The following is a 19,720-nucleotide window of genomic DNA, read 5'->3' as shown; positions in this document are numbered from 1 at the left end:
GTGCCCCGCATCGAGCCCTACGGTATCGAGGCGGCAACGATCCTGCGCGGACCGGCCTCCGGACTCTACGGCCTCGGCTCGCCCGGCGGCATCCTCGATGTCACCACGAAGCGGCCGGTCTTCACGCCCTTCGGCGAGGTCCAGTTGCAGGTCGGTAACTACGACCGCTACCAGGGCAATTTCGATATCGGTGGCCCGGTCGAAGGCACGGGTGGCACGCTCGCCTACCGCGTCACGGGCATCAAGCGGCAGTCCGACACCTTCATCCCCGGTGGCTCAGATGATCGGGGCTATATCGCGCCGTCGTTTACCTGGAAGCCCTCGGCCGACACGACCTTCACGTTCCTAAGCGAGTACCAGGAAACCAAGCTTCCGGCCTCGACGACGTTCTTCAACCAGAACCTGCGACCGACCCGCATCTATTCGGGCGATCCGGCCTTCAACGACTTCAAACAGCAGCAGGGCCGCGTCGGCTACGCGTTCGAGCACCGCTTCGATCCGGATCTGGTCTTCCGGCAGAACTTCCGCTTCTACGACATCAGCAACGACTATCGCTACGCGTCGATCGCCATGCTCAGCCCCGACGGCCTGAGCGCGAGCCGGTCGACCGGATATTCCCGGCAGTTCCTCAGCCAGTTCACCCTCGACAACCAGATCGAGGCACATGTCACCACCGGGCCGTTCCAGCACACGCTAGTGGCGGGGCTCGACTACGCGCATTCCGACTTCAACTACCGCTTCGGCTTCGGCGCGGCCCCCGATCTCAACCTCGTCACGCGCAATTACGGTCAGCAGCCGATCCTGGCGCCGGTGCTGGGGCCCCGCACCGCGCAGAGCCAGGATCAGGTCGGGCTGTACCTGCAGGAGCAGGCCAAATTCGACCGCTTCGTGCTCACCCTCACCGGCCGCTACGACTGGGTGTCCCAGAACACGACCACAGCCGCCGCCGCAACCGAGCAGAACGACCAGGCCTTCACCGGCCGCGTCGGCCTCAACTATCTCCTGGCCCCCGGGCTGGTGCCCTATGTCAGCTACGCGACCACCTTCGCGCCGCAGCCGGGCGTCGATGTCGCCGGGCACGCCTTCAAGCCGGCGACCGGCGATCAGATCGAGGCGGGCATCGAGTACCTGATTCCAGGCACGAACATCCAGGCAGGATTTGCCGGCTTCGACATCGTCCAGAGCAGCGTGCTGCGCACGGACCCTAACAACGTCGCCTTCCAGGTGGCGACGGGCGCCGTCGAGTCGCGAGGCTTCGAGATGGAGGCGATCGCCAATTTCGCGCCCGGCACCAACCTGACCCTCGCCTACACCCATCTCGACCTGCGCTATCTCAGCCAGACCTCGTTCGCGGGCCAGTCCCTGGACGGCAACGCGCTCTCCGGCATTCCGGGAGATACGTTCACCGGCTTTCTGACCTACCTGTTCCCGCCGGGCTCGGCTTTGCGCGGACTGACGCTCGGAGGCGGCCTCCGCTTCAACGCCAACAGCTTCGCCAATGACGAGAACACGGTCCGTAACCCGACCGTGACGCTGTTCGATGCGCTGCTCGCCTACGACTTCGCCGCCCTCGATCCCAGTACAAGGGCTTCCGCGCCCAGGTGAATGCCAACAACGTCCTCGACCGCGACTACTTCACCTGCCAAGCCGGTTTCTGCTATCGGGGCGCACCGGCCATTGTCATCGGAAGCCTGATCTACCGGTGGTAGCGCGAGCGTCCGTGAAGCCGGTTCAGGACCCGTGCGCATGACGATCGAGGCTTTCCCGGACCATGTCCGGTGACGACGCTCATTTCGCGCCGTGCCCTTGCGGGCCTCCTGGCAGCAGCCCCACTGATGCTTGAGCAGCGTTCGGTGATGGCCGCCGCCGGCCCGGACGAGCCGGCACGGCTCGCCGGTGCGGTCAGCTTCGATCTCGCGGGCGACAAAGGGCAGGCCCCATGGCGGATCACGCTTTACATTCCGCCCGGCGAGCCTCCGGCCGCAGGCTGGCCCGCCTTGTATCTCCTGGACGGCAACGCGGTGACGGCCACCGCGATCGATATCGAGCGCGTGCAGGCCCCCTACCCGGATGCAACCGGGATCGGGTCTCGATTCGTCATCGTGGGGGTCGGATACCCAGGCGAGGAGGCCTATGACACCCGGCGCCGCTCCTGGGATTACACGCCTCCGCCGGGCCGGTCCTACCCGACGTCCATGCCCGACGGGCCGGTGCTGAGGACGGGGGGCGCCGAGGGGTTCCTGCGTTTCGTCGTCGATGACCTCAAGCCCGTGATCGCGCAGCGCTGCCGAATCGACCCGTCACGGCAGGGCTTGTTTGGGCATTCCTTCGGTGGGCTCTTCGTCCTCTACGCCTTGGCCCATATGCCAACGGCGTTCTCGCACTGGATCGCGGCGAGCCCGTCCATCTACTGGGAGGATCTCGTCCTGCTGAAGAGTATCGAGCGCCTCGAAACCGGCCCCCCCGTCCGCGCCCGCACGCTTCTCCTCGCGGGAGCTTTCGAGGAGGAACTCGCCCCGTTTCAGCGCGAGGCGCCCGATCGCGAGGCGCGCCTCGACCGCTTGAAGTCGGCGCGGACGGTCGAGCTTACCCGTGCCATGGCAGACCGGCTTAGCCGGATCCCTGGTTTAACAAGCCAGTTCCGGCTGATTTCCGGACGAACGCACATGACCGTTTTGCCCGATGCCGTGAACGAGGCCGTCGCCTTCGTTATGCAACGAGATAGATAGGCTGGTGATAAGGAAAGCCGCCTTACACAGACGGTGGCCCCATCGCGAGTTGACTGGCCACAAAGCCGTCGATCGCTCTCGCTCGTTCGAATGTCTGCCTTTCTTATTCCGCGCCATGTAAGCAGTCCGTGTGAAGGCCATTCATCATCGCAGCTGCGCGCCATGAACGGACATCAGCTGACCGCCCGGTAGCGGAATTCAGTTTCGGATGACCGTCGCCGTGTCGGCCCCTGGAGCGGGCCGCTCCTATGCGATCAGTTCTACCGAGCTATCAGCCGAACTGCGGGGACACGGAATGTCCTCTCCTCCCCTGGCGCTTCTGACAGCGCAAACCACTTACGGCTGCGGGTGGGCCTGTGGCGTGGGAGCCATTTTCGGCTTGGCGGGCGTTGGCGGAGCCGGATCGGGTGGCGGGCTTGGCTTAGGCGGCGACGCGTTCGTCGGTGTGTCGGTTGGCGAGACAGGCGACGGAGGCGTCGGACCCGATGCGACAGGCGTCACAGCCGGCGGGATCGGGGTTGGTGCCGACGCCGAGACTTCACCCGACCAACAGCTCATGTACGGGACGTTGGTCACTCGATACGCGACGAACGTGGCCACCGCTGCCCCGACGACTGCGAGCACGCCAACAAACCCAAGAAACCTTCGCTGCCATTTGATCCGACCGGCGAGGGTGACGAAAATCGTATCGAACTGATCGCTGAGCGCCGCAAAGTCCCTCTGAAACTTGGTTTTTTGGCGCGCGATATCGTCGGATATGGACGCCAGCGTCGCCCATTGGTTTCCGATGGCGATCGCCAAGAGCGCGACGAAGATCCACGCTCCCACGACGACGGCGAAGTTGGTCCAGAACTCGACGCCGCAGGCGGATGTGACTTTCAGCTGCGAGGCGACGATGACCGTTGCGACAGGGATACCGAGCAACTGCGTCTGGATATCGATAATCGTTTTATGGATCTTGTTGAGATAATCGATGCGTGCGGCTTCGATCTCGTTGCGGATCTTTGAGTAAGAGAAGCTGGACGCGAACAGCTGATAGCCGTTGCGAACTTCCTCGTTCACCGAACCGAGGTTTGCGATGAGGTGGCGAAACCGGACTGCGACCGGCTGAGACGCGCAGATCCCGATGACGGCTTCGGCGAGGATCGCGAGCTTCTGGTCTCGGTGAATCTCGTCGGCGCACGCGCTGAGAATGGCGTCGGCGTCGGAGACGCTCACACGGTCCAAGCCGGCGGCCTTATACGCCAGCGGAACGCTGAACTTGCCATCCTTGATGAAGATCAATTCCCTTTTGGATTGATCGACATAGGCCGCTGCTTCGCCGACGAGCTTCGTGAACTCGAGGACCTTGCGATAGGTCGCTAAGCGCTCGGGACAGGGATCGATGTCCGGTGTGATACCGCCGTCGATGACGAAGTAGGCGCGCGGTTCTTTGACCCGCGCTTCCGGGGTATCGAGCAACCCGTCGAAGTCGCGAATGAGGGAGCCGAGCGCAGTCCGGGGTGGGCCGACGCGGACTGATACGATCTGACCGACTTGAAGCGCGTCGTCGTCGAGCACCACGATGTCTGCGTCAACAGCGACATCCTGGTCATCTTCGATGAGTTGGATGACCTCCAGGACTTCTGGGGTCGCAATCGACAGCCTTCCCTGATCGCCGTTCTGATCGAAGGCGATATGACGATACAGCAGGATCAGCTGGTCGAATGTGATCTTAGCCATCTTGGCTGTACTCAGTGCGCAGCTGCGCTGTGAGATCCTCGGGCAGGCCGGTCAACGTGAGGGTGTTGTCCTCAGCGTTGAACCGCACATTTCCGCGGGTGATCGCGTCGCGGTTGAACTCGATGCTCCAGGTCGGGGTCTTGCCCTTGAATTTGATCAGCGGTCCGAGGGCGCGGCGATCAGGCACGAAGCCGTCGTTGAGGCGTAGATCAGGATCGGCCAGAACGCTCATCAGCCTCTCGGGATCCTGCGGGCTCAGTTCGTTGGCCAGCGCCTCGAAGCTAAGTTCCTCCTGAGCCTTGGCCGAACGCTCGCAGATGGTTTTCGCGCGGGCGAGGAAATCGTCCTTGCTTGGGGTGTCCATGCCATCATCGGTGGCGAATGCCATCAGCGCCTGGACGAGCTCGGCTGTGTCGCGGCGGTTCTGGACCGTGGTGTCACAGCCGAGGAATTCCTTGAAGTACTCGGAGACCTCCCGCATGCCCTTCAAGAAGCCAATGTAGCGCTCCTCGCCGTTGGTCCAGCCGGTCATGTTGATGCGGCCCGCGAACCGAAAACCGTCCATGTCGAGATGGCGGACATCCTGGACATCGAGGTCGCTCGTCATCGACGCGCCGAGCTTCTCGTTGACGATCGCGATGAGGAGGTACTGCCGTTCTTCGCGCTCGAAGTGAGCGAAGAAGACGTGGCCGCCCGTGGCAGCACCCTTGTAGCCCGCCTGGGCTTTCAGCGTTTCCATCATCTTGTGCGTCAGCGTCGTGAAGTCATTGGGCTGGACGTTGAGGTAGGCGCGGAGGTGCTTCTCGGTCGGAAATCGATCTTCATCGACCGCGAATTTCCCGTAAGATTTCGAGGTCCGCTTGGCGTAGAGAGCGGTGAGGTCGTCGATCACGCGTTGCATCGTCTGAGTCACTTTCAGATCGCTTTTTCCGTGCTTAACGACGAAGGCCCCCTGGGTTTTGGTCAGGTCGTGGATCGCGACGCGGATAATGGTGTTTGTCACCTGCCCTCCCAGCGGCGAATGCAACGACCTCAGGTGTCGTTCACTGCGGCCGAGACTGGCTTGGCGCAAGGACGCTGACGACCCAACCGGTCGCGCCGAGGCGGTGCGAAACGGCGTCGAAGGTTTTGCCGTCGCGACCCGCGAACCCTGAAGGAGGGTGGATGCCATGCCTCGCAATGCTTCACGAATGAACAGATCGCCTTTGCCCTGCGGCAGGCGGAGAATGGCGCCACGGTGGACCAGGTCTGCCGGAAGATGGGCGTCTCTGAGCCGACCTTTTATCGCTGGAAGAAACAGTTCGTCGGCATGGGTGTGCCGGAGATCCGACGGCTCAAGCAGCTGCAGGACGAGAACGGCAAGCTCAAACGGCTGGTCGCCGACCTGACGCTGGACCGCTCCATGCTGCAGGACGTCCTTAAGCGACCCGAAGGGCGGCGTCAGCAAAAGTGGTGAGGCTCGCCGCTCGTCCCAGCGCTACAGGAAGCGATCCGACCCTCAGGTCGCGCTGCGGATGCGTTTGAAGGAGTTGGCCGCCGCGCGGGTACGCTATGGCTATCGGCGGCTGCACATCCTGTTGCGACGGGAGGGCTGGGCCGTGAACCACAAGCGAACCTGCCGGATATACCGGGATGAGGGGCTGTCGATCCGGTCCAAGCTGCCCAATCGCAAGCGAGCCTGGCGCTACCGTCAGGGTCGACCGGCGATCGGTGGACCCAATGAGGTCTGGGCGATGGAGTTCATGTCCGATCGCCTCTTCGACAGGCGTCCGTTCCGGATCCTGACCGTCGTCGATTGCCACACGCGAGAGGCGCTCTCGCTCACCCCGAGAGCCAACTTCCGCGCCTACCAGGTGACCGGGGCCCTGGACGCCTTGGTCCGGCTGCGAGGTCGACCCAAAAGCCTGCGGGTGGACAACGGACCGGAGTTCGCCGGGCGCATGCTCGACCGGTGGGCCTATCTGAACGGGGTCGAGATCGACTTCTCCCGACCGGGCAAGCCGACCGACAACGCCTACATCGAGTCGTTCAACGGCCGTCTGCGGGCGGAATGATGCCGTTCGCCCCGCCGGGCATGATCGCGTCCGTGAAGACAAGCTTGAACCCGTCTCCCCTTCGCGACGGACACGCAGCCCCCTCACGAAGCACGATCCACTCGGAATTATTGCAACGGGAAGTCAGGAATTTTCTCTTCCGGCTATGATTTTTTTGAAACTTCACCTCTCGCAGGGCCGTAACGAGCGATGATCCCACATAACGGGTTCGGAACTTGGAGATACGTATGACCAGCATGTTTAAGGTCGCCAGCTTCACCCTCGCCATGGCGCTTACCGGCGCAGGCGCGTTTGGCACGGCGGTCCAGGCGGCGGAAGAGAAGACGGTAATGGTCGGCGGGGCGCCGATGTACCCGTCCAAGACCATCGTCGAGAACGCGGTCAACTCGAAAGACCACACTACCCTGGTTGCCGCTGTGAAGGCCGCCGGCCTCGTCGAGACGCTCTCCGGGAAGGGCCCGTTCACGGTGTTCGCGCCGACCAACGCCGCCTTCGCCAAGCTTCCAGCCGGCACCGTCGACACCTTGGTGAAGCCTGAGAGCAAGGCGACGCTGACCAAGATCCTGACCTACCATGTGGTGTCCGGCACCATGACGGCGGCCGATCTCCAGAAGGCGATTAAGGCCGGTGGTGGCAAGGCCATGCTGAAGACGGTCGAGGGCGGTAGCCTGACTGCTGAGGAGAAGGGCGGTAAGATTGAGCTCGTCGACGGCAAGGGCGGCAAGTCGACCGTCACTATCGCCGACGTGATGCAGTCGAACGGCGTGATCCACGTCGTCGACACGGTCCTGATGCCAAAGTAGGTTCCGAATTTAGAGCGAAGCAAGGCTGTCCGGGCACGGTCCGGGCAGCTTTTTGTTATCCTGATCGTACGTCGGTGGAAGTTATAATGGGGGCCCTTGGTCCCGCTCAAAGGTACGGCCGGCGGTTATTTTGGATGTAATGTGAGATTGATCGCATCCTTGCGCTCAATGAGAGCTTAAGGTCGGTAAAACATCTTATTTCGGGCGATACGCCTCATGCTCTCATTATCGACGATGAAACCCATCATCGTGATGGGTGACGATCAGCATTCTGGAGGACGCGGGTTCCAGGCGCTGGAGGCCATGCACGTCGCCAATTGTAGCACCCTAGGCGGAAAGGCACGTCCGCTTCGCTAAGCGTCTGTCACTGAGCAGGAAGACTGAAAACCACCTGTTGCAGACCTCGGGAAGGTCCGCTTTCGGGCGACCTCGGGGACAAAGAACTACGACTAGATCGGGTGGATTTTTGCCCATCCGCTTTTAGAGGCCGTAGCCACAAGACCGGACTTTCACCTAGGCCAAGCTGTTCGATGGAGTTGCGCCCGACCCAGTTATTCGCTGGCTTGCAGCGGTATTTTCGGAACGGACCTGGGCTGGCTCTTAGGCGCAGTGTGAGGCAACCGCGCAAGCGCTCACGTCAGGCCTGCCGGACGGCGGCAGCGGCGTCGGCCAATGCGCCTCATCCCGCGCGGTCGCAGCACATGCGGAGCATCAAGTCCCTGTAGATGGCCTGCGCCTCCTCGATCCGGTCGACGAGGCAGTACTCGTCCGTCTTATGGCACTGCGCCGGCTCGCCGGGTCCTACGATCACCGTGGCGACTCCGTCGAAGGCCGGCACAAGAGCCGACGCATCGGTGAAGTAGGGTGCCCCAGCTGGTTCCGCCGACGCCCCAGTCCGCTCGCGCAGCAGCGTCAGGAGCAGGGCGGCGGACGGATCGTCCGGCTCGGTAGCGAACCCAGGGAAGCTCGTGACAACCCGGATCTCAGCCTCCGGTCCGAACAGGCGGCTGAGTTCGGCGATCAGCGTTTCGTGCTTCTGCTCCGGCAGGGTCCGGATATCCACGGTGAACTCGACGAAGTCAGGGACGGAGTTGATATTTTCTCCGCCGCGGATGGTGGTGACGCAGGCTGTGGCGCTGCCGAGCAGTGGGTGGCGGGCGCCGAACTCGTGGCCCTCAAGTCTCCGGATCCACTCCGCCGCCTTGCTGATGGCGTTTTCGCCCTCATGCGGCATGGAGGAATGCGCTGTCCTCCCACGCGCGGTTACGATGACGCGGAGAGAACCCTTATGGGCGAATATGGGGGCATTAGACGTCGGCTCGGCCACGATCAGGAGTTCGGCTGGCCCGAGGACTTTCTCACGGCCGACATGGAATGCGCCTTCACATCCCGTCTCTTCTCCGGCGGTGATCACGAGCGTGACACCGCGGTGGAAGCTAAGCCCGTCCCCGATCAGGTTGCATGCAGCCGCGATGAACGCCGCTACGCCGGCCTTCATGTCGCTGGAACCGCGGCCGTACAACCGGCCATCTTGCACGATCCCTTCGAAGGGTGGGAATTGCCACTCGTTCGACCCAAGTGGCACGACGTCGATGTGCCCAGTGAAGCAGAGCGGCTTGCCACCGGCCGTCCCAGGGATGCGCGCGACCAGTGTTGGTCGGTCCTTGGCAAATTCGTAGCTGGCGACGTCGAACCCGTGTTCGGTCAGTAGCCGGGCAATGAACTCGGAACATTCCTTCTCATCGCCTGGAGGATTGATTGATCGAAACCGGATGAGCTGCTTCGAGAGTTCGAGACCGTTCAGGGGCATTGGTGCTTCCACGTGAAGTTTCGCGTCGTTGCCGGCCGCGAGTTCGAGGTACCCAAGTTAGATCATGAAGATCCTGCGTCTTCGTCAAGAATAACCGCTATCGATAAGGACCCAAGTCCGGTCTGACGACCAGCGAGGGTCGCAAGTAGCTGGTCCGTTTCCGAACAGGTAGTTGGGCGATACTCGCAGCTCGCCTGAATTGACTTGAATCGGTTCCTACAGAACCTGGGACAGAAACCGTCGCGTGCGCGGATCGACGGCGGACGAGAACAAAGTCTCGGGCGGCCCGTGCTCGACGATGACACCGCGATCGGTGAAGTAGACGTGGCCGGCGACCTCGCGCGCGAAATTCATCTCGTGGGTGACGAGAAGGCAGGTCATGCCCTCCTCTGCCAATTCGCGAATGGTGACGAGAACCTCCTTGACCGTCTCGGGATCGAGCGCGGCGGTGACTTCGTCGAACAGCATCACGTCCGGCCGCATCGCGAGCGAGCGGGCGATGGCCACGCGTTGCTGCTGCCCGCCCGACATCTCGCCGGGATAAGCCGCTTCCTTGCCGGCGAGACGCACCTTGGCAAGGAGAGTGCGTGCCCGGACCTCGACCTCGCGTCTGTCCTGGCCCAGCACGTGGATCGGCGCCATCATGACGTTTTCCAACGCCGTCTTGTGCGGGAACAGGTTGTACTGCTGGAATACCATGCCGACCTTGCGTCGCAAGGCCAGCTTGTCGAGCTTCGGGTCGACTACTTCGATCCCGTCGACCCGGATGGTGCCGGACGTGACCGGAACGAGGGCGTTGATGCAGCGGATCAGCGTCGACTTGCCCGATCCCGACGGGCCGATGATGCAGACGACCTCGCCCCGGCGTACGTCGAAGCTGATCCCCTTGAGGACCTCCACCTCACCGAAGGACTTGTGCACGTCGAGCAGCTGCACGATCGGTGGGCCGGAGGAGGAGACACCCACCATCAGAAAAGCACCATCAGAAACGCACCATCGGACACCCGGGCCTCACGCTGTCTCGAAGCGCCGCTCCAGGCGCGCGGTCAGCCGGTCGATCGGGTAGCAGTATAGGAAGAAGCAAAGCAGGGCGAAGCCGTAGAGGGGGGCGAACAGCTCGGGCCGCCCGCCTTCGGCGGCGTGAACCTGCGCCGTCAATGTCAGCATCTCGGTGACACCGACGATGGAGGCCTGCACCGTTGCCATGGCGATCAGAGCGTAGACGTTCATCCACGGTGGCAGCATCCGCTTGAGGCATTGGGGCAGGATGATGCGGAACAAGGTCTGGCGCCGGGTGAAAGCCAGGGATTCGGCCGCCTCCCACTGTGTGGCCGGCACCGAGCTCACGGCGCCGCGTACGATCTCGGCGACGTTGGCCATAACCGGCAGCGCGAACCCCACCGTCGCCTTGACCCAGTCGGGCAGCGGCACGCGCAGGCCGAACACCGTGACCTGAAACGGCACGAGAAACATCACAAAGAACAGCAGTACCAGCCAGGGCACGTTGCGGAAGAACTGTGTCACGCCCCAGGCGATACGGCGCAGGACTGGCCCCTCGCTCACTAGGGCGAGCCCCAGCCCAAGACCCGCCCCCGTGCCGAGGAGCATCGCCACAAGCGAGATCGCGACGTTGAAGGCAAAGCCCGTCAGCAGGAGCGGCGCCCAGCGCAGGACGACCTGGAGCGGCGACAGCACGGCGTCCGGCTCTTGCGCGAAGGCTGGTACCATGAGGACGAGGCCGGCGAGCCACGCCCCGAGAAGCCACCCTTGAGCCGGGCGGAGGGTGAACCGGGTCCGCGTACGCGAGACCCGGAACGGCAGTAGGACCGGCAGGTCGCTTGCAGGCGGCTCAAGCGCCCTCACCGGCTGTAGCCCGGGATCCGCAAGGCCCGCTCCCAGCGATGCATGATCCAGACGAGGACGCCGACCAGGACCGCGTAAGTGACGAGCAGCACGATCATCATCTCGAGCACGTTCTGCGATTCCGACCAGATCTGCTTTACCGCATAGAGCGTCTCGGGCACCGCGATGGCGTAGGCCAGGGTGGTGGTCTTGAGCAGGTTGATGAGGTTGTTGTTGAGGGCCGGCAGGCAGACGCGGAGCGCGAGCGGCAGCACGATGTAGAGGTAGGCCTTCAGGCGGGTATAGCCGAGGGCCTCGGCCGCCTCAATGGTGGTGCGCGGCACCGCTTCGATTCCGGAGCGGAAGATTTCGACGTTGAAGGCGCCGGCGAACAGGGACAGCGAGACGATGGCCCATTGCACGTTGTCGAGGATCGGCACGCGCAACCCGTCTGCGGTCTGGGTGGCCGGCAGCAGGGTGCCCAGCCCAAAGTAGAAGAAGAAGATCTGCACCAGGGGCGGCGTGTTGCGGAACACCACGACGAAGCCGTTGACGAATCCGCGCATGAGCCGCGACGGGCCTCCTTGGAGAAGTGCCCCGACTGCGCCGATGACGAGGCTCGCCAGGATCGTCGTCACCGCCAGCAGCAGCGTCGTCTTCAGGCCGTTGACGTAGCGGTCCCAATCATAGGGGTCGTAGAAGACCGTGAAGTTGAAACCCGTCGTGTCGTAAAGGGTCCGGAACCAGTTTGGGACGGCGTCCATCGTGTTCCTCAAGACGGCGGGTCATTCGGCCCGGCGCGGCTCAGTTGGTCGCGTTCTTGTACTTCTCGTGCATCGCCTTCGAGTATTCCGTCGGCTCGATGCCCCACTTCTTCTCTGATTCGACGATGAAGCCGGACTTCATCCAGTCCTTGGTCGTAGCTTCCATCATGGTTTGGAGGGAGCCATTGCCGGGCGCCACCGCCATCATCCAGGGGGCGTCGAGGATACCCTTCAGCGGCAGGGCGTAATCCGCCTTCCAGTCGGCGTCGAGGAGCTTCCCCTGCAGCATGCTCTGATCGTAGACGTAGCCGAGGCAGTTGCCCTGCTTGAGGGCGAAGAGCGGCTTCTCCGAGCCATCGAAGGCGACGATTTCGACACCGTAGGTGCGGGCCACGTCCTTGTTGTACCAAGCGCCGGAGGTGGCGCAGAGGGGCTTGCCCTTCAGCTGCGCCCAGTCGGTGATATTGGCCTTCTTGGGCAGCATCACGTTGACGAAGTCGGAATAATATTGCGGGTCGATAGCCTGCACCACGCGGCGGCGCTCCGGCTTGTCCGAGATCGTGGCGATGAGGAGGTCGACCTTGCCCTGCTGCAGGAACTCGATCCGGTTGGAGGAGACCACCGGCACGAGTTCGAGCTTCACGCCGAGGCGCTTGGCGACGTCGGCGGCAAGGTCCGGTTCCATCCCGATGATCGCTCCGCTCGGATCGCGAAAGCCGAAGGGACGGTAATCCGCCTTCACGCCGACGATGAGCGTCCCGCGCTGTTTGATGGCCTCGATCCCATCCGCAGCCGAGGCCAAGGAGGCAGGGAGCAATGCGGTGGCGGCGAGCAGGCTGCAGCCGAGGAACGCCTGAGTCAGCTTACGCATCGCACCACATCCCTGCTTGGTTCATGCCGATCGACCGGAAATCAAGACCGAGACCCGACGATCCCTCTTCGAGCAGATTGCCTTGTCCGGTCCGAACGGGTCAAGCAATCGGCAGGCCATCACTGGGGGGATCAGCCGAACCGTCCGAGCGAATACGGTGCGAGATCGATCCGCCCGCTGGCCTGCACCATCTCGTTCGCCACGGCCTCGCCGATCCCGGCAGAGTGCTTGAAGCCGTGCCCCGAACAGGCCGAGACGACGAGAACCCGGTTCATCTGCGGATGGCGGTCGATGATGAAGCCGCGGTCGGGGGTCACGGTGTAGAGGCAGGCGGCGGACTTGGTCACTCGCCCCGTCGCGCCGGCGAGCCGGCCCGCCACGTGGTGCCGGTACATGGCGGTGGATTCCTCGGGGCTCACGGCGCGGTCAAAGGCCTCGGCCCGCGTGGCGGTCTCGTATTGTTCGGTGGCGACCTTGACCTGGACCTCCCCCGGCAGGGGCGGGAAGCCATAGAGGTAGTCCGTGTCGCCGGAACCGTGCATCCAGATGAAGACCGGCGACTCCGAGCCGTAGGCCGAGGCGTCGTCGAGGGCGTACCAGTGCAGGAGTTGGCGGCTGACCGTCAGCAGCTCCGTGAACGGCGCGCCGAGAAGAGGCGCGGTCCAGGCCCCGGCCGAGACCACCACCTGATCGGCCAGGACGACGCCGTTTTCGGTCTCGATGCGGATCCCGCCCGGCTCTTGGATAATCGACAGCACCGTCGTCCCGGTGCGGATGTCGGCGCCGAGCTCGCCGGCCCGTTGCAGCTGCGCAGCGATGCAGCGCTCGGGGCGCACGTAGCCGCCGCCAGGCTCGTAATAGGCCCTCTCGTCGCCGCCGAGATTCAGAAATTGCGGGAAGCGGCGCGCGATCTCGCCTCCGTCGAGGACCTCGTGCGGGATCGCGAAGGCCTGCGCGGCATCGATCGAACGCCCGACGAAATCCGGCTTGCCGTGATGGGAGGTGTCACCGCTGCCCGGCCCCATCACCAAGGCGCCGCATGCCGTCAGTAGCGTCTCGCCGGTCTCCGCCTCCAGGGTTCGCCAGATCCGGTGCGAAGCCAGGACGAAGGGGACGTAGTCGCGGCCCTCCCCGACAGCCTGCCGGGTGATGCGGCTCTCTCCGTGGCTCGACCCCAGAATGTGCGGCGGGGCAAAGCGATCGAGGCCAACCGCTTTCGCGCCCCGCAGCCCCAGTTGATAGAGGGCCGCGCTTCCCATGGCGCCAAGGCCGACGACGGCGATGTCAAAACGGTCTTCCATCGCAGGATGCGCTCCGGTTCGTTCTCAAGCCCATTCTCTGCAACGCATGCGAACCCCCGAGATTCCGACGGAAGATCGCTACCGAGCGCGGGACGGATCGATCACCAGGATATACTCGCACGGGTCCGTGCCGAGATTCGTGAACGCGTGCCCGGCATCGGCTTCGAAGTACAGGCTGTCCCCCGTCTCCGCGACGACGGTCCGGTCGCCGATCACGGCGCGCAGGCGGCCGCGCAGGATGTAGATGTATTCCGAGACGCCAGGGCGATGGGCCGTGAATTCGCCCGTGCTGCCACCGGGCGGCAAGGTGTTCAGCACCAGATCGATGCCTCGGCCCGGTAGGACCGGCGACAGGCAGCGACGCAGGAAGCCCGATTCTTCGTCCCGAAGGATGGGTTGGCGACGTGCCGGGATCAGCAGGACTTCGAGTTCGGTCGCCGGGGCCATCAAGCGCGAGAAGGTCACGCCGAGCGCCTCCGCCAGGCGGGAGAGTACAGCGGTCGAGGGCACCGCCTCGGCGCGCTCGATCTTCGAGATCATCGAGCGGCTCACGCCGGAGCGCGTCGCCAGCGCCTCCAGGGACAGGTGGAGTTCCCTGCGGCGGCGACGGATCTCCTCGGACACGTAGGCCTGGGAACTCGTTTCGGCCGCTGTCTGCGCCGGGGCAACCATCTCCCTCACCGCCATGCCGTCATCCACTCCCATCCTCCCAATAGACCGGCAAGTAGGGCCGTGCGGGTCAGCTTCGCCCCTGAATAGGGGATCGTCCTGACGTTTGCACGCGCCCCATCCCGCGACGTCCCGGCTTTCGCCGCACGGCCGGGCGCCGTCGTGCGCGCCCGGGGCGCGCCAAACGATCGCTGCCGCATCTGGCACGGCGATTGCCTCCACATCAGTGGAATTTTCTCCAGTTCGGTGGAGGGTCGAAGGCCATGGCGAGTACGGCGATTGTGATGGAAACCGAAGGCGGTCTCGACCGGCATGAGGTCTCGCTCGCGGACCGACGACAGATTGTCTGGTCGAGCGTGATCGGCACGACAGTCGAATGGTACGACTTTCTGATTTACGGCACCGCCAGTGCCCTGGTGTTCAACAAGCTCTTCTTTCCGAGTATCGACCCCGTCGTCGGGACGATAGCCGCCTTCGGTTCCTACGCTGTCGGATTCCTGGCCCGCCCCCTGGGCGGCATCGTCTTCGGCCATTTCGGCGACAAGATCGGTCGAAAGGCCATGCTCTCCCTGACGATCATGATCATGGGCCTCGGCACATTCCTGATCGGCTGCCTGCCGACTTATTCCCAGATCGGCGTCTGGGCACCGATCCTGCTCGTCACCCTGCGACTGGTCCAGGGCATCGGTATCGGTGGGGAGTGGGGCGGCGCGGTCCTGATGGTGGTCGAAAGCGTACCGGCCCATCGACGGGGCTTCTTCGGGAGCATCGTCCAACTCGGCTATCCCTTGGGCGTCATCCTCTCCATCGGAGCCTTCGCTCTGGCGGGGCTGATGCCCGAGGCCGAGTTCCTGGCCTGGGGCTGGCGGCTGCCGTTCCTGGCGAGCGCCTTCCTCGTCGGTGTCGGCCTCTTCATCCGGCTTCGCCTGCACGAAACACCCTCCTTTCAGCGGGTGAAGCAGCGCGCTGCCGTTGCCAAGATCCCGGTCGTCGAGATCCTCACCGAGCATCCCCGCACCTTCCTGAAGGCTGTCGGCCTGAAGGTGTCGGAGATCGCCTATGTCAGTATCGTCACGGTGTTCTCGATCTCCTACGTGACGGGGCAGCTCGGTTTGCCGCGAAGCGTCATCCTCAACGGCATCCTGATCGCGGCGATCATCGAGCTCTTCACGATTCCCGTCTTTGGATGGCTCTCGGACCGCTATGGCCGGCGCACCCTGTTCGTCGTCGCCTGCCTGTTCTCCATCGTTTTTGCCTTCCCGCTGTTCCAGCTTCTCGACACCCGCGATCCGACCGTCATCACGCTGACCGTCGCGGTGGCCCTGAGCTTCGGCCAGGGCATCATGTTCGGGACGGGCGCGGCCTGGATGTCGGAGCTGTTCGATGCGCGCCTGCGCTACAGCGGCGCCTCGCTCGGATTCCAGGTCGGAGCAGCCCTGAGCGGAGGCTTCACGCCGCTCATCGCCGCCGCACTGTTGACCTGGAGCAGCGGCGCGACATGGCCGATCTCGGTCTACCTAATCGTGCTGGCCTGCGTGACGCTGGTCGCTGCGTTCCTGTCGCCCGAAACCGCTCGACGACAGATCGACTGAGCCGCTGGACCGCCCGAGCTCGGCGCATGATTGGGAACTTCGATGCCGCCGATCCTTCACAGTGGATATTTTTCTAGTATCGTAGATTGATCCCGACAGCCCCGTTCACACCGAGGAACACGAATGAACCGAACCATCATCAAGACGGACAAGGCCGCACCGGCCGCCGGACCCTATGCGCAGGCAACCCGTGTCGGCGATCTCGTCTTCGCCTCGGGGCAACTCCCGATCGACCCGGAGACCGGCGCATTTCCCGACGGGATTGCGGCGCAGACCAAGGCCTCGCTCGCCAATCTCGCGGCGGTTCTCGATGCGGGCGGCGCGAGCCTGGCGACGGTCGCCAAGACGACCGTGTTCCTCAAGGACATGAACGACTTCGCCGCCATGAATGCCGTCTATGCGGAGCATTTCCCCGGTGATGCCCCGGCGCGATCGACGATCGAGGTCGCCCGGCTGCCCCGCGACGCCATGGTCGAGATCGAAGCCATCGCTCTCGCGACACAATCGGAGGCCACGCGATGACGGACGTAACAGCACCCCGCATGGTCGAGGCGTTCGCACATCCGGCCGGTTCGATAGCGGTCGGCGTTCCGGGAGGCGCAGTGGGCTGGCGGGGCAGCCTGCTCAACATCCATACGGCCTCGGCGGCGAGCTACGAGATGGAAGAACGCACCGAGGCCCGGTGTGTCGCCGGACGCGGCATCGAGGGGGACCGCTACTTTCTCGGTTTGGGCACTTATTCGCCCAAGCCCGACACCCGCGAGGTGACCCTGATCGAGCAGGAGGCGCTGGATGCGATCAACCGCAACGACCCGCCGCTCCAAAGCGGTCCTCTGCACATCGCGCCGATCGACCACCGCCGCAATCTCACGGTTCGGGGCGTCCCACTGAACCACCTCGTGGGGCGTCGATTTCGCGTCGGCGAGGTGATCCTGCGCGGCGGACGGCTCAACTTTCCTTGCAAGTACCTAGAGGAACTCCTGGGCCAGCCGGTCTACCTGCCTCTCTACAACCGCTCGGGCCTCAATTGCGGGATCGAGCGCGGCGGAATCATCCGGGTCGGCGATACGATCGAGATGGTGGACTAGGTCGTGAGCGCACGTCTGGTCATGAGGCTGCAGGTCTCGGCGGCTATGGCGACAACGTCCGAAGTACTGCATCTAACCCTGGTCCATCCGCGGCGGCCGGAGCTCCCATCTTGGACAGCCGGCGCCCACGTGGATCTTAGGCTGCCGGATGGACGCGTGCGCCAGTACTCCCTTTGCGGCGACCCTGCAGATCGCACGCGATACGAGATCGCGATCAAGCGCGAGGAGGCGGGACGCGGGGGTTCGACTTGGGTGCACGGCAACCTCACCGTCGGCGCGGTCGTCGATGTCTCAGCGCCCCGCAACAACTTCCCCCTCGCACCCGCCGCACGTCGGCACATCCTTGTGGCGGGCGGCATCGGCGTGACGCCGCTCCTCGCTATGGCACGCACGCTTGCGGCGGAAGGAGCGGACTTCGTGCTCCATTTCTGTGCGTCGTCGGCCACCCATGCGCCTCTCCTCGCGGACGTCCGCGCGATCTGCGGTGACCGACTTCAGGGTTGGTTCGCCGATGAAGGTCGACGCTTCGATCCGATGCGTCTCGGCGACGTCAAGGTGGACACGCATGTCTATGCCTGTGGCCCGCAGCGTCTCACCGACGCCGTCCAAGCTGCCCTCGACTCGCAGGGCTGGCCACCGGAGCAGGTCCATGTCGAGCATTTCGCCCCACTGTCGGACGAAACCTTCAAACCCGAGCCGTTCGAAGTTCGCATCGCATCCACAGGCGCCCAGCTCCACGTAGCTGCGAACCGTTCGCTCCTCGACGTCCTGCGGGAGCACGGCTTCTCCCAACCCTCCTCATGCGAACTCGGAGTCTGCGGCGCCTGCGAGTGCGGCTATCACGATGGCACAGTGATCCATCGTGATGCCGTGCTCTCGGTTGGGAAACGCCGGGACCGGATGACGCCATGCGTCTCGCGCGCTCAGGGCAGCGTGACCCTCGAACTCTGAAAGAGGGTGGGGGTGACTACCGAACGCGATCAACCGCCTGGACCCAGCATGACCGAAATCGAGACCGACACCTTCCTCCACGACCTGTACGCCTTGCGCGAGATCGGGCGGTTCCGCACCGGCGTCCACCGGCCGACCTTTTCGCCTGAAGATATGCAGGCGCGTCGCTGGCTGATGGGCCGGATCGAGGCTTGCGGTCTCGAGACGTCGATCGACGGCATCGGCAACGTGCTTGGGCGGCATCGTGGCCCGGGGCCCCACCTCCTGGTCGGCAGCCACATTGAGACCCAGAACGAGGCCGGCTGGCTCGACGGGGCGCTCGGCGTCGTCGCCGGACTGGCGCTGGCCCGGGCCGGGCTTCCCGTCGACGTCGTCGCCTTCGCAGATGAGGAGGGACATTTTTCCGGCGGCTTCCTGGGTAGCCGCTCGGCGATCGGTGACCTGACCGAGGCCGAGATCGACGCCGCCCGCAACCGCACCGACGGCACCCCCCTGCGCGTGGCGCTCGAATCGGCCGGACTGGCCGGAAAACCTCGGATGCAGTTGGATCCCGCGCGCTACCGGGGCTTTCTGGAACTGCATATCGAGCAGGGCACGCAACTCGAATCCGCAGGTCTGCATCTCGGTGTCGTCAGCGGCATCGTGGCGATCTGGCAGTTTCAGATCGTCTTCGAAGGCAAGCAGGACCATGCCGGAGGCACCACCATGGCCGAGCGCAGGGATGCGGGACTCTCCGCGGTACGCCTGCTCGCGGCCATCGATCGGGAATTTCCGAAGGTCTGCGGCCCGCGTAGCACCTGGACGACAGGGCGGATCACGCTCGATCCCGGCGGCTACAGCATCATTCCGGGCCGCGCAGAGGTGGCCTTCCAGTTCCGCGACGTGTCGGTCCCGGTGCTGGAGCGAATGGAAGCTTGCCTCGAAGCACTGGTGCAAGAGTCGAACCGGCGTGAGCGCTGCACTGCCACGCTCATACCCTGGTCGAAGGCGATCCCCGCCCGGTGTGATCCGAACCTGATGCGGGCCCTCTCGGAGGCTGCCGAGCAGGTCTGCCCCGGCCGTTGGCAGGTGATGCCCTCGGGCGCCGGCCACGACGCCCAGAACATCGCCCGTATCCTGCCGGCCGCCATGCTGTTCGTCCCGTCGGTCGGCGGCATCAGCCATCACTGGACAGAGGATACCAGCGATGCAGATCTCGCCTTTGGCGTGCGCGCGCTCGGAGTGGCGGCGCGGGTGTTGTCCAGATAGTTCGGGCACATGTTTCCGGAGCCCCGATCAACGCTTCAGCCGCGAATCCGTCGCGATTTGCAATGAACACGACCTAGGATGTCGGCGATGGGACCGACCCACACCAACGGAATGCCGCCGTAAGATTCCGCTTTCGAGCGTCGGCCGAATCCCTCGCTACGTCATGTTTGGGTCGGAGGCGGAACGTCCGCTTCAGGATGAAGGGTCAGGGTCCGCTATCCACCGAGGCTGTGTGAGAACGCATTTGCGGCCTGGAAAGATCTGACAGCGCATCGC

17 protein-coding genes and 1 pseudogene are annotated in these 19,720 nt (G+C 64.1%); 9 read left to right on the top strand and 9 right to left on the bottom strand.

The window, feature by feature from the left end:
* Together RQI43_RS04555 and RQI43_RS04550 are read left to right on the top strand one after the other, a co-directional pair.
* A complete protein-coding gene (locus RQI43_RS04555) occupies window positions 1-1,605 on the top strand; it encodes a TonB-dependent siderophore receptor (protein WP_405030552.1) in 1,605 nt (534 codons plus the stop codon).
* Between the two features lie 230 nt (window positions 1,606-1,835).
* On the top strand, window positions 1,836-2,729 hold the full coding sequence (locus RQI43_RS04550; protein ID WP_405030561.1) for an alpha/beta hydrolase: 894 nt from the start codon (window positions 1,836-1,838) through the stop codon (window positions 2,727-2,729).
* Between the two features lie 336 nt (window positions 2,730-3,065).
* Here RQI43_RS04550 and RQI43_RS04545 read toward each other — a convergent pair whose 3' ends face one another.
* Both RQI43_RS04545 and RQI43_RS04540 read right to left on the bottom strand, forming a co-directional pair.
* On the bottom strand, window positions 3,066-4,451 hold the full coding sequence (locus RQI43_RS04545; RefSeq protein ID WP_311274363.1) for a hypothetical protein: 1,386 nt from the start codon (window positions 4,449-4,451) through the stop codon (window positions 3,066-3,068).
* A complete protein-coding gene (locus RQI43_RS04540; RefSeq protein WP_311274362.1) occupies window positions 4,444-5,622 on the bottom strand; it encodes a nucleoid-associated protein in 1,179 nt (392 codons plus the stop codon). Before RQI43_RS04540 ends, RQI43_RS04545 begins: the two co-directional genes overlap by 8 nt.
* Between RQI43_RS04540 and RQI43_RS04535 the strand changes: the two are divergent.
* Window positions 5,602-6,502 (top strand): annotated as a pseudogene (locus tag RQI43_RS04535) (IS3 family transposase); the annotation flags it as partial. The gene RQI43_RS04540 and the pseudogene RQI43_RS04535 overlap by 21 nt on opposite strands.
* Before the next feature lie 239 nt (window positions 6,503-6,741).
* Window positions 6,742-7,308, top strand: coding sequence for a fasciclin domain-containing protein (locus RQI43_RS04530; RefSeq protein ID WP_056431732.1), 567 nt, complete (start codon window positions 6,742-6,744; stop codon window positions 7,306-7,308).
* Window positions 7,309-7,987: 679 nt separating this feature from the next.
* Here RQI43_RS04530 and RQI43_RS04525 read toward each other — a convergent pair.
* The 7 genes from RQI43_RS04525 to RQI43_RS04495 all read right to left on the bottom strand — a co-directional run bounded on the left by RQI43_RS04525 (window position 7,988) and on the right by RQI43_RS04495 (window position 14,595).
* A complete protein-coding gene (locus tag RQI43_RS04525) occupies window positions 7,988-9,118 on the bottom strand; it encodes a M20 family metallopeptidase (RefSeq protein ID WP_311274361.1) in 1,131 nt (376 codons plus the stop codon).
* Between the two features lie 216 nt (window positions 9,119-9,334).
* Window positions 9,335-10,087 carry an amino acid ABC transporter ATP-binding protein gene (locus tag RQI43_RS04520; protein WP_311274360.1) on the bottom strand — a complete coding sequence of 251 codons (753 nt, stop codon included), beginning with the start codon at window positions 10,085-10,087 and terminating at the stop codon, window positions 9,335-9,337.
* A gap of 42 nt (window positions 10,088-10,129) precedes the next feature.
* Window positions 10,130-10,981 carry an amino acid ABC transporter permease gene (locus tag RQI43_RS04515; RefSeq protein ID WP_311274359.1) on the bottom strand — a complete coding sequence of 284 codons (852 nt, stop codon included), beginning with the start codon at window positions 10,979-10,981 and terminating at the stop codon, window positions 10,130-10,132.
* Window positions 10,978-11,724 carry an amino acid ABC transporter permease gene (locus RQI43_RS04510; RefSeq protein ID WP_311274358.1) on the bottom strand — a complete coding sequence of 249 codons (747 nt, stop codon included), beginning with the start codon at window positions 11,722-11,724 and terminating at the stop codon, window positions 10,978-10,980. The genes RQI43_RS04515 and RQI43_RS04510 overlap by 4 nt, the downstream gene beginning before the upstream one ends.
* Before the next feature lie 40 nt (window positions 11,725-11,764).
* Window positions 11,765-12,595, bottom strand: coding sequence for a transporter substrate-binding domain-containing protein (locus RQI43_RS04505; RefSeq protein ID WP_056426279.1), 831 nt, complete (start codon window positions 12,593-12,595; stop codon window positions 11,765-11,767).
* A 131-nt stretch (window positions 12,596-12,726) separates the two neighbouring features.
* On the bottom strand, window positions 12,727-13,896 hold the full coding sequence (gene solA, locus RQI43_RS04500) for an N-methyl-L-tryptophan oxidase (RefSeq protein WP_311274357.1): 1,170 nt from the start codon (window positions 13,894-13,896) through the stop codon (window positions 12,727-12,729).
* Between the two features lie 78 nt (window positions 13,897-13,974).
* A complete protein-coding gene (locus tag RQI43_RS04495; protein WP_244478074.1) occupies window positions 13,975-14,595 on the bottom strand; it encodes a helix-turn-helix domain-containing protein in 621 nt (206 codons plus the stop codon).
* 254 nt (window positions 14,596-14,849) lie between these two features.
* Between RQI43_RS04495 and RQI43_RS04490 the strand changes: the two genes are divergently transcribed.
* The 5 genes from RQI43_RS04490 to RQI43_RS04470 all read left to right on the top strand — a co-directional run bounded on the left by RQI43_RS04490 (window position 14,850) and on the right by RQI43_RS04470 (window position 19,444).
* Entirely contained in the window at window positions 14,850-16,157 is a 1,308-nt protein-coding gene (locus RQI43_RS04490) for an MFS transporter (protein WP_200919076.1), read from the top strand.
* Between the two features lie 123 nt (window positions 16,158-16,280).
* Window positions 16,281-16,679 carry a Rid family detoxifying hydrolase gene (locus tag RQI43_RS04485; protein WP_056426290.1) on the top strand — a complete coding sequence of 133 codons (399 nt, stop codon included), beginning with the start codon at window positions 16,281-16,283 and terminating at the stop codon, window positions 16,677-16,679.
* Window positions 16,676-17,245 (top strand): MOSC domain-containing protein, encoded by a 570-nt coding sequence (locus tag RQI43_RS04480; protein ID WP_082490389.1) that lies wholly within the window; start codon window positions 16,676-16,678, stop codon window positions 17,243-17,245. Before RQI43_RS04485 ends, RQI43_RS04480 begins: the two co-directional genes overlap by 4 nt.
* A 156-nt stretch (window positions 17,246-17,401) precedes the next feature.
* Window positions 17,402-18,196 (top strand): PDR/VanB family oxidoreductase, encoded by a 795-nt coding sequence (locus RQI43_RS04475; protein WP_311274356.1) that lies wholly within the window; start codon window positions 17,402-17,404, stop codon window positions 18,194-18,196.
* A 48-nt stretch (window positions 18,197-18,244) separates the two neighbouring features.
* A complete protein-coding gene (locus RQI43_RS04470) occupies window positions 18,245-19,444 on the top strand; it encodes a Zn-dependent hydrolase (RefSeq protein ID WP_311274355.1) in 1,200 nt (399 codons plus the stop codon).
* Window positions 19,445-19,720: the final 276 nt, after the last annotated feature.

The sequence above is a fragment of the Methylobacterium sp. WCS2018Hpa-22 genome (assembly GCF_031843785.1).
Taxonomy (GTDB): Bacteria; Pseudomonadota; Alphaproteobacteria; order Rhizobiales; family Beijerinckiaceae; genus Methylobacterium.
This window is presented reverse-complemented; position numbering and strand designations above follow the sequence as displayed.